The sequence below is a fragment of the Zemynaea arenosa genome, assembly GCF_004614185.1.
GTDB lineage: Bacteria > Pseudomonadota > Gammaproteobacteria > Burkholderiales > Burkholderiaceae_D > Telluria > Telluria arenosa.
The window spans coordinates 1-7,761 of record NZ_SPVF01000150.1 but is presented as its reverse complement, the minus strand read 5'-3'; the positions used below and the strand labels follow the sequence as shown (position 1 = coordinate 7,761).

The window sequence follows — 7,761 nt, the reverse complement described above, 5'->3', positions numbered from 1 at the left end:
GCGGGCGCGCCTGCGCTACAGTGCGTGGTCCGCGCCGTGGCCGCCCGCCGCGCACGTCCACCGCCTCACGCGCCTGACGCCATGCTCAACGCCTTTGCCATCCTGCTGATCTTCCAGTGCCTCGGCGAAGGCCTGGTCTACCTGTTCGGACTTCCACTGCCCGGCCCCGTGGCGGGCATGCTGATGCTGTTTGCCGCGCTGCTGGCCCGCCCGCGCCTGCGCGATGCGCTGGAGGAGGGCGCCAACGCGCTGCTCGGCCATCTGTCGCTGCTGTTCGTGCCGGCCGGCGTGGGCATCGTGGCCGCGGCCTCGCAGGGCAATGGCCACTGGCTGGCGCTCGGCGCGGGCGTGGTGGCCAGCACTCTCGCCGCACAAGCCGTGACGGCGCTGGTGCTGCAAGCCCTGGAACGCCGCCACCACCCACCGCCGGAGCCGCCCGATGTTCCGGTTCGCTGAGCTGAGCCAGTTTTGGGTCTACCTGTCCGCGTCGCCGCTGCTCGGTCTCACGCTGACGCTGTGCGCCTACATCGTGGCCCAGTGGATCTATCTGCGCTGCCGGATGTCGCCTCTGGCCAATCCGGTCGCGATCGCGATTGTGCTGATCAGCGCCGTGCTCGCGCTGAGCGGCATGTCCTACCAGCGCTACTTCGCGGGCGCGCAGTTTGTTCACTTCCTGCTCGGCCCCGCGACGGTGGCGCTGGCGGTCCCCCTGGCGCGCCAGGTCCCGCGTTTGCGCCGTTCGCTGCTGCCGCTCGGCTGCGCGCTGCTGTGCGGCTGCGTGACGGCCATCGTTACCGCCGCCGGTGTCGCCGCCCTGCTGGGCGCACCGGAGGCACTGGTGCGTTCCATCGCGCCCAAATCCGCGACCACGCCGATCGCCATGGCGGTCGCGCAGAGCCTCGGCGGCATCCCGGCGCTGACGGCCGCGCTGGTGATCGCCACGGGCATCCTGGGTGCGGCCACCGGGCGCTTCCTCTTCAACGCCCTGCGCATCGAGTCGATCGAGGCGCGCGGCTTCGCCCTCGGGCTGGCGGCGCATGGCATCGGCACGGCGCGCGCGTTTCAGGTCAGCGCGCAGGCGGGCGCCTTCGCGGCGCTGGGCATGGGGCTCAACGGCGTGATGACGGCACTGCTGGCGCCCTGGCTGGTGCCACTGATCTCGCGCTGGCTGGTCCACTAGACGTACAATCTCCCGGGTGACCGACGGGGAGGCGCTGTGCATAAGCGATGGGTGGTGATGGGCGTGAGCGGGAGCGGCAAGAGCACCGTCGGCGCGGCGCTGGCCGAGCGCCTGCAGGTACCGTTCATCGAAGGCGATGCCTTCCACTCGAAAGCGAATGTGGACAAGATGAGCCACGGCGTACCGCTCACCGACGAGGACCGCGCCGGGTGGCTGCTGGCCTTGCGCGACCAGCTGCGCGCCACCATCGCCACGCATGGCGGCGTGGTGCTGGCCTGCTCCTCGCTCAAGCGTGGCTACCGGGATGTGCTGCGCGAGGCCGATGCGGGCCTGCGCTTCCTGCATTTGACGGCCCCCGAGACCATGCTGGCCGCGCGTGTGGCCGGGCGCACCGGCCACTTCATGGCGCCGTCCTTGCTGGCCAGCCAGCTGCAGATCCTGGAGCCGCTGCAGGCCGATGAAGCGGGCGTCACCTGTCCCTCCAGCCAGGCCGTCGATACGCTGCTCGACGCGCTGGCCAAATCCGGCGCTATACTGGGCCGATGAACGCACCCGCCATCTCCGCCGCCCGCCGCCGTCTCCTCATGCTGTTGGCCGCTTCCGCACTGCCGCTGCCCTCCCGCGCCGCCGCGCTGCCCGAGCCGCCGATGATGAAGGCCGCGGCCTGGGGCTCGGTGCCGCCGCCGCCCGAGAAGATGAAGCGCCACACCATCACCCACATCACGCTGCACCACCAGGGCGAGACCTTCAAGCCCGGCACCGACATGGCCAGCTACCTGCGCACCCTGCAGGCCTGGTCGCGCCGCGAGCGGCACTGGCAGGATATCCCCTACCACTACATCATCGGGCCGGATGGGGCGCTGTACGAAGGGCGCGACCTGCAATACGCGGGCGAGACCAACACCGAGTACGACCCGACCGGGCACGCGCTGATTGAAGTCGTCGGCAACTTCGAGGAGATCGAACCGACGCAGGCGCAGCTCGACGTTGTCATTACAACGATGGCCTGGCTCGCCCAGCGCCACAACGTCCCGCTGCACCGCATCGCCAGCCATCGCGACCACTCGGCGCAGACTGTGTGCCCCGGCCGCAATCTGTACCGCTATATACAGAACGGCTACATCGTCGGCCAGGTTGGCGAACGCCTGAAGCGCGCGTCCTGACGCCGCGGCGGGCGCCAGTGCCCGTATTGCCGCCATTTTTTCCCCCAGCGCTGAGAATGAAGTGTGTAGAATTGCGGAGCCCTGCGGCGGCCGCTGCCTGCGCCTACCCGGCGTATGTATGTCGAGGGGGCTCCAAAACGAAAACAGTTACAGCACTGGAGGAAGATAGTGAGTTTGTTTAGAACGAAGAACCTCGACCAGATGGTCGCGACCAGCAAGGCGCCGGGAGGCCTGAAGAAGGTGCTCGGCCCCATGGACCTGATCATGATGGGCATCGGCGCGATCGTCGGTACCGGTATCTTCGTGTTGACGGGCACCGGCTCCGCGCTGGCCGGCCCCGGCCTGACCATCGCGTTCATCGTCGCGGCGCTGGCCTGCGGCTTCGCGGCCATGTGCTACGCGGAGTTTGCCTCCACCGTGCCAGTCGCCGGCTCGATCTACACCTACAGCTACGCCACCATGGGCGAACTGGTCGCCTGGATCATCGGCTGGGACCTGATGCTCGAATACGGCCTGGCCACGTCAGCCGTGTCGGTTGGCTGGTCTGGCTACTTCCAGTCGCTGATCGGCGGCTTTGGCCTGCACATCCCGGCCGCGCTGTCTGCCGCGCCGGGTGCACTGCCGGGCGTCGAAACCTATTTCAACCTGCCGGCCTTCTGCATCATGATGGTGCTGACCGCCATGCTGTCGCTCGGCGTGCGCGAATCGGCCCGCGTGAACAATGTGATGGTGCTGATCAAGGTGGGCGTGGTCCTGCTGTTCATCCTGGTCGGCGCGCGCCACGTGTCGCCGCCGAACTGGCAGCCGTTCATGCCGTTCGGCTTCTCGGGCGTGATGAGCGCCGCGGCCGTGGTGTTCTTCGCCTTCATCGGCTTCGACGCGGTGACTTCGGCGGCGGAAGAGGTCAAGCGCCCCGAGCGCGACCTGCCGATCGGGATCATCGGTTCGCTGGCCGGCTGCACGGTGCTGTACGTGCTGGTGTCCGCGATCATGACCGGCATCGTGCCGTACGCGAAGCTCAACGTAGACCACCCGGTCTCGCTGGCCCTGCAGTACGCGGGCGAGAACTGGTTCGCCGGCTTCGTCGACCTGGGCGCGATCCTGGGCATGACCACCGTGATCCTGGTGATGGCTTACGGCCAGACCCGCATCATCTTCGCCATGTCGCGCGACGGGCTGCTGCCTGCTGCGCTGTCCAAGGTGCACCCGCGCTTCAACACTCCGTTCCTGGCCACCTGGATCGTCGGCATCGTCTTCGGCCTGCTGGCCGCGACCATCCCGCTTAACGTGCTGACCGAGATGATCAACATCGGTACCCTGGCCGCCTTCTGCCTGGTGTCGGTGGCCGTGGTCGTGCTGCGCAAGAAGCGCCCGGACCTGAAGCGTGCGTTCCGCTGCCCGGGCGTGCCGGTGGTCCCGGCACTGGCCATCATCTTCTGCCTGGCCCTGATGACCTTCCTGTCGAAGATCACCTGGATCGCCTTCGGCATCTGGCTGGCGATCGGCCTGGTGGTGTACTTCGTGTACGCCCGCCACCACTCGGTGCTCGGCAAGACCGGCGCCACCGCGGAGACCGTGGTCTAAGCCATTCCGCTGCCACGACAAGGGCTGCCCGCGGGCAGCCCTTTTTTTGTTCACGGCTGGGCAGTCCAGGCCTGGCCTGGCTGCGGGGCGCGCCCTAGTTCAACAGGACGTCGAGGGTATCGAGCAGCACCCGGGCGCGAAACGGCTTGACGATCACGCGCCGGACCCCGCGCTCGCTCAACGCGGCCAGCAGCGTCGGCGTGCAGGTGCGCAGCATGACCGCGACCGTGCCGCCGCCGGCTCCTTGGGTTGCCTGCCATTCGTCCAGCAGCGCCAGGTCGAGCAGGCCATCCGGGCTGCCGTCCAGCGCCAGGATGCCGGCCTTAAAGCGCGTCGTGCGCATCTGGGCGCGCGCTTCCGCGCCGCGCGTCGCTTCGCTGACATCCCCCAGCGACAGGCTGCGGGCCGTCAGCGCGACCGTGCGGCGCAGCAGCGCGTCCGGTTCCAGCAGCAGCCAGCGCGCGTCGGTCGCCATCATGGCGATCCGCCTTCCGCCGCGCGGGCCGCCAGCTCCTCCAGCACCAGGTCGCGCAGCGATGCCAGGATCGCGAGTTCGGTGGTATCCAATCTGCGGGGGGCGCGGTCGATGAGGCAGAGCGTGCCGACGGCGTGGCCGTTGGGCAGCTGCAGGGGCGCCCCGGCATAAAAGCGGATGCGCGGCTCGCCCGTCACCAGCGGGTTGTCGGCGAAGCGCTCGTCTTGCGCCGCATCTTCCACCACCATGATGTCCGGTGCCGCGATGGCGTGGCCGCAGAACGAGATGTCGCGCGGCGTCTCGCACACGTCCAGCCCGACCCGCGCCTTGAACCACTGGCGCTGCTCGTCCACCAGGGAGAGCAGGGCGATCGGGACGTCGAACTCGTGGGCAGCAAAACCGATGATGCGGTCGAAGCGTTCTTCGGGCGGGGTATCGAGGATCAGCAGCGCGCGCAGCGCGGCGAGGCGGTCCTGGTCGGTGGCGGGAATGGGGGCGGCCTGCATGGAGTCTCCGGTCAGCGATGGACGGAGCATAGCATGCGGCGCCGCGCCGCCGTCGGCTACCAGGTCAGGGGTACGCGCAGATTCAGGGAGACATCCGGGGTGTCGCGCGTCAGCCCGGCGCCCACCGTGAAGTTCAGCGACCGCCGGTCCGACAGCCTGTACGAGTAGCCGATCAGCAGGGTACCGAGCTGGGTCCGCACCGAGCCAGGCACCACCACGCCGTTCTGGCGCATGCGGCCCACCGAATTGTGGTCGTAGCCGATGCTCAGCGCGGCTTTGTCGTTCAGGGCCAGGCCGAGACCGACGTTGAAGCCGAGGACACCGCCGGGCGCCAGCTCGCCCAGCCACTCCTTGGTTCCGCCCAGCACCGTGCGGCTCACGCCGGAGCGCTTGAAGTTGTACAGATAGCTCACCCCGCCGAAGAACACGGCCGGGTCGGACGCGAACAGCACGGTGAGATTCGGCTGCAGCGAATAGAAGCCGGAACCGGTCGGCAGCGTGAGGGGCAGGCCAGTGCCGGTCACATTCTCGCCCACGCAGCGGGTCACGCAGTCGGTGATCACCGTGAACGGATCGCGCCCGGTGTGCGACTTGAAGCGCAGACCGGCCACGTAATAGGGCCGTTCGATGTTCCCCGCATTGACCTGGTAGCGCGCCGCGACTTCCACGTCGCCGATCGCGCGGCCGCTGGTGTTGAACACCCGTTCGGTGGCGGTGCCGGTGAAGATCTCGCGGCTGACGGTCGCGTCGCTGCGGTACACATACGGCACCCGCAGTTCGACCTCGAAGCGGTTGGTCACCCCGTGCCGGAAGGTGGCGGTGGCGGTTGTTGTGTTGCGCTTCACTTCGCGCACATCGAGCAGTCCAATCAGCAGGGCCGGAATAATGGTGTAGCCCACCAGCGCCACCCGGTTGCTGGACGAGTAGCTGTACTGGAGCGATGGCTCGAACACCGTCTTGCCGCGCGGCGTGAGCACGCCGGGCTGCTCGAACAGCGCGGCCACTTCCGGCGGGCGGTCGGCATTGGCTGGCTTGGCGCCCACCGGTTCCGGGCCACGTCCACGGGTGCCGGCGAGGATGGCCGGCACCGCCAGCGGTGCTGGCCGCATGGGATCGGCGCTGCCGTCTGCGCCAGCCGGTGCCGCGGCGGCCCGCTGGGCCTCCAGTTCGCGCTGCAGGCGGTCGATGCGCTGGTTCTGTTCCGCGATCTGCTGCCGCAATTCGCGGATCTGCGCCGCCAGGTCAGGAGGGGCTTCCGGTGGCTGCTGGCGGGCGGTGACCGCCGGCACTGTGAAGGCGCACAGCAGGGCGAAACACAGGGGGCGGAGCGGGCGGCCTGGCTGCATGGGGTTCCTCCATGTGAGCGTCAGCGGGGCCGCAGTGCGGCCTGCACCGCGTCGGTCACGCTGGACTGGAAATTGATGGCCTTGAGCAGGGAGGCGCTGTTCACCTGGCTGCTGATGATGGTCTGCGCCCGGATCATCTGGTCGCTCAAGGTGTTCTGCACCACGATGGCGCCCAGGGCCGATGCGGGCAGCGCGTCCTGCACGGTGTTGCGGGGGCCGTTCTGCACCACCTGGGTCGAGGCCAGCGCGGCCTGCGCGGCCTGCGCCTCGGCGGCCGTCATGTGGCCGATGTCCGCGATCTGCAGGGAGTTTTGCGCCACCACGGCGCCGTTGATCGAAACCAGCCGGTCGATGCCCAGCGAGACCTGCAGGCCACCGGGCAGCTCGAAGCCGCCGCGTGCGCGGTCCAGTGTCGCCTCATCGACCGGGATCCATCCGGACGGAGCGTCCGCAGCGCGGGCCAGCCCGGCGAGCAGCAGGGCGGTGAATGCGGAGGAATGACGCAGCATGGCCGGCTCCTAGAAGTCGCCCGGCCCGTGCTTGGGCAGCGTAAGCCAGTCCAGGCCCTGGCGGTCGATGCCTTCGGCCAGCGGCGCGGCAGGGGCCACGTTCCAGTCGGCCGCCTCGTTGAAGCGCACCGGCCCGTTCCAGTCATGGATCACGAACAGCAGCTTGCTGGTCCACATGCGTTCGAACTCGCCACGCGCGATGGCGCGGGTGCCGCTGGCGGGGTCGCCGACCAGCACGCGGCTCTCGTCCAGCCCCTTGATGACGACGAAGTGGTTGTAGCCGTTGGTGGACACCAGCACGATGGCCGGGACCTTGGCCTCGGCCAGTTTCTGCAGCGGGAGCGCGAAGCCGTCGGCGCGCATGCCGACGCTGGCCAGCAGGCGCTGCATGTCGAGAAGCGAAAAACCTTCGCGCTTGATGCGCGGCTGGTCGCCCGCCTGGAACATGCGTTCGAAGACCACCACTTCGTCGGCCGGCTTGCCGTAGTGGTGGGTGAGGAGGGTCGCCAGCGCGGCCGAGCCGCAGGAAAAATCGTATTGCTGGCGCAGGGTCTTCTGGAAGCGCAGCTCCTTCATGCTGGCCACCGGCACCCGGAACTGGGCCCCGTTGGCGGCCAGGTCCCCGGACTGCGCCGGCACCCCCGGGGCGAGCCAGGCCGCGGTGGCCGCCAGCAGGAGCAGGGCGCAACGCATGGTCAGTGCACCTGCAGGTTGATGATGGTGGCGTTCTGGATCAGAACGTTGGCACCGGAGTTCTGGATCACGGTCGGCAATCCGGATGCGTTGGCGAACGAGCCCCCGGTGATCAGGTTGGAGCCCGTGGTCAGGTTGGCCGCGCTGTTGCCGCTGACGGTGCCGGACAGCTGCATTTCGTTGGCGACGGTCGTATCGGCGCCGCCGCGAGTGCGGGCCAGTGTGGCGGCCGGTGCCGCCGCGCCGAAGGGTGTAGCGTCTGGCGCTGCGGCTGCCGGAAGCGCCGGGGCGGACAGTACTGGCTG

General features: G+C 68.9%; 11 protein-coding genes. 5 read left to right on the top strand and 6 right to left on the bottom strand.

The annotated features are described in order from the left end of the window. The first annotated feature begins 81 nt into the window (after window positions 1-81). The 5 genes from E4L96_RS12135 to bcaP all read left to right on the top strand — a co-directional run bounded on the left by E4L96_RS12135 (window position 82) and on the right by bcaP (window position 3,927). On the top strand, window positions 82-456 hold the full coding sequence (locus E4L96_RS12135; RefSeq protein ID WP_135207483.1) for a CidA/LrgA family protein: 375 nt from the start codon (window positions 82-84) through the stop codon (window positions 454-456). Next, window positions 440-1,180, top strand: a complete 741-nt coding sequence (locus E4L96_RS12130; RefSeq protein ID WP_135207482.1) for an LrgB family protein — start codon at window positions 440-442, stop codon at window positions 1,178-1,180. The genes E4L96_RS12135 and E4L96_RS12130 overlap by 17 nt, the downstream gene beginning before the upstream one ends. A 36-nt stretch (window positions 1,181-1,216) precedes the next feature. Continuing rightward, entirely contained in the window at window positions 1,217-1,726 is a 510-nt protein-coding gene (locus E4L96_RS12125; protein WP_229414424.1) for a gluconokinase, read from the top strand. Continuing rightward, a complete protein-coding gene (locus E4L96_RS12120; protein WP_135207481.1) occupies window positions 1,723-2,343 on the top strand; it encodes a peptidoglycan recognition protein family protein in 621 nt (206 codons plus the stop codon). The genes E4L96_RS12125 and E4L96_RS12120 overlap by 4 nt, the downstream gene beginning before the upstream one ends. 168 nt (window positions 2,344-2,511) lie before the next feature. Beyond that, complete coding sequence (bcaP, locus tag E4L96_RS12115) at window positions 2,512-3,927, top strand: branched-chain amino acid transporter BcaP (RefSeq protein ID WP_135207480.1); 1,416 nt, start codon at window positions 2,512-2,514, stop codon at window positions 3,925-3,927. A 94-nt stretch (window positions 3,928-4,021) separates the two neighbouring features. On the opposite strand, the gene E4L96_RS12110 is transcribed toward bcaP, so the two are convergent. From E4L96_RS12110 to E4L96_RS24355, 6 genes are all read right to left on the bottom strand, one after another. Then, complete coding sequence (locus tag E4L96_RS12110; protein WP_135207479.1) at window positions 4,022-4,405, bottom strand: response regulator; 384 nt, start codon at window positions 4,403-4,405, stop codon at window positions 4,022-4,024. Next, a complete protein-coding gene (locus E4L96_RS12105; RefSeq protein ID WP_135207478.1) occupies window positions 4,402-4,908 on the bottom strand; it encodes a GAF domain-containing protein in 507 nt (168 codons plus the stop codon). The genes E4L96_RS12110 and E4L96_RS12105 overlap by 4 nt, the downstream gene beginning before the upstream one ends. Window positions 4,909-4,964: 56 nt before the next feature. Beyond that, window positions 4,965-6,254, bottom strand: a complete 1,290-nt coding sequence (locus E4L96_RS12100; RefSeq protein WP_229414423.1) for a SlyX family protein — start codon at window positions 6,252-6,254, stop codon at window positions 4,965-4,967. A gap of 20 nt (window positions 6,255-6,274) precedes the next feature. Further along, on the bottom strand, window positions 6,275-6,763 hold the full coding sequence (locus tag E4L96_RS12095; protein WP_135207477.1) for a hypothetical protein: 489 nt from the start codon (window positions 6,761-6,763) through the stop codon (window positions 6,275-6,277). Between the two features lie 9 nt (window positions 6,764-6,772). Then, window positions 6,773-7,456, bottom strand: a complete 684-nt coding sequence (locus tag E4L96_RS12090) for a C39 family peptidase (RefSeq protein WP_135207476.1) — start codon at window positions 7,454-7,456, stop codon at window positions 6,773-6,775. 2 nt (window positions 7,457-7,458) lie between these two features. Further along, the coding region (locus E4L96_RS24355) for a hypothetical protein (RefSeq protein WP_229414421.1) at window positions 7,459-7,761 on the bottom strand (303 nt) is incomplete at its 5' end.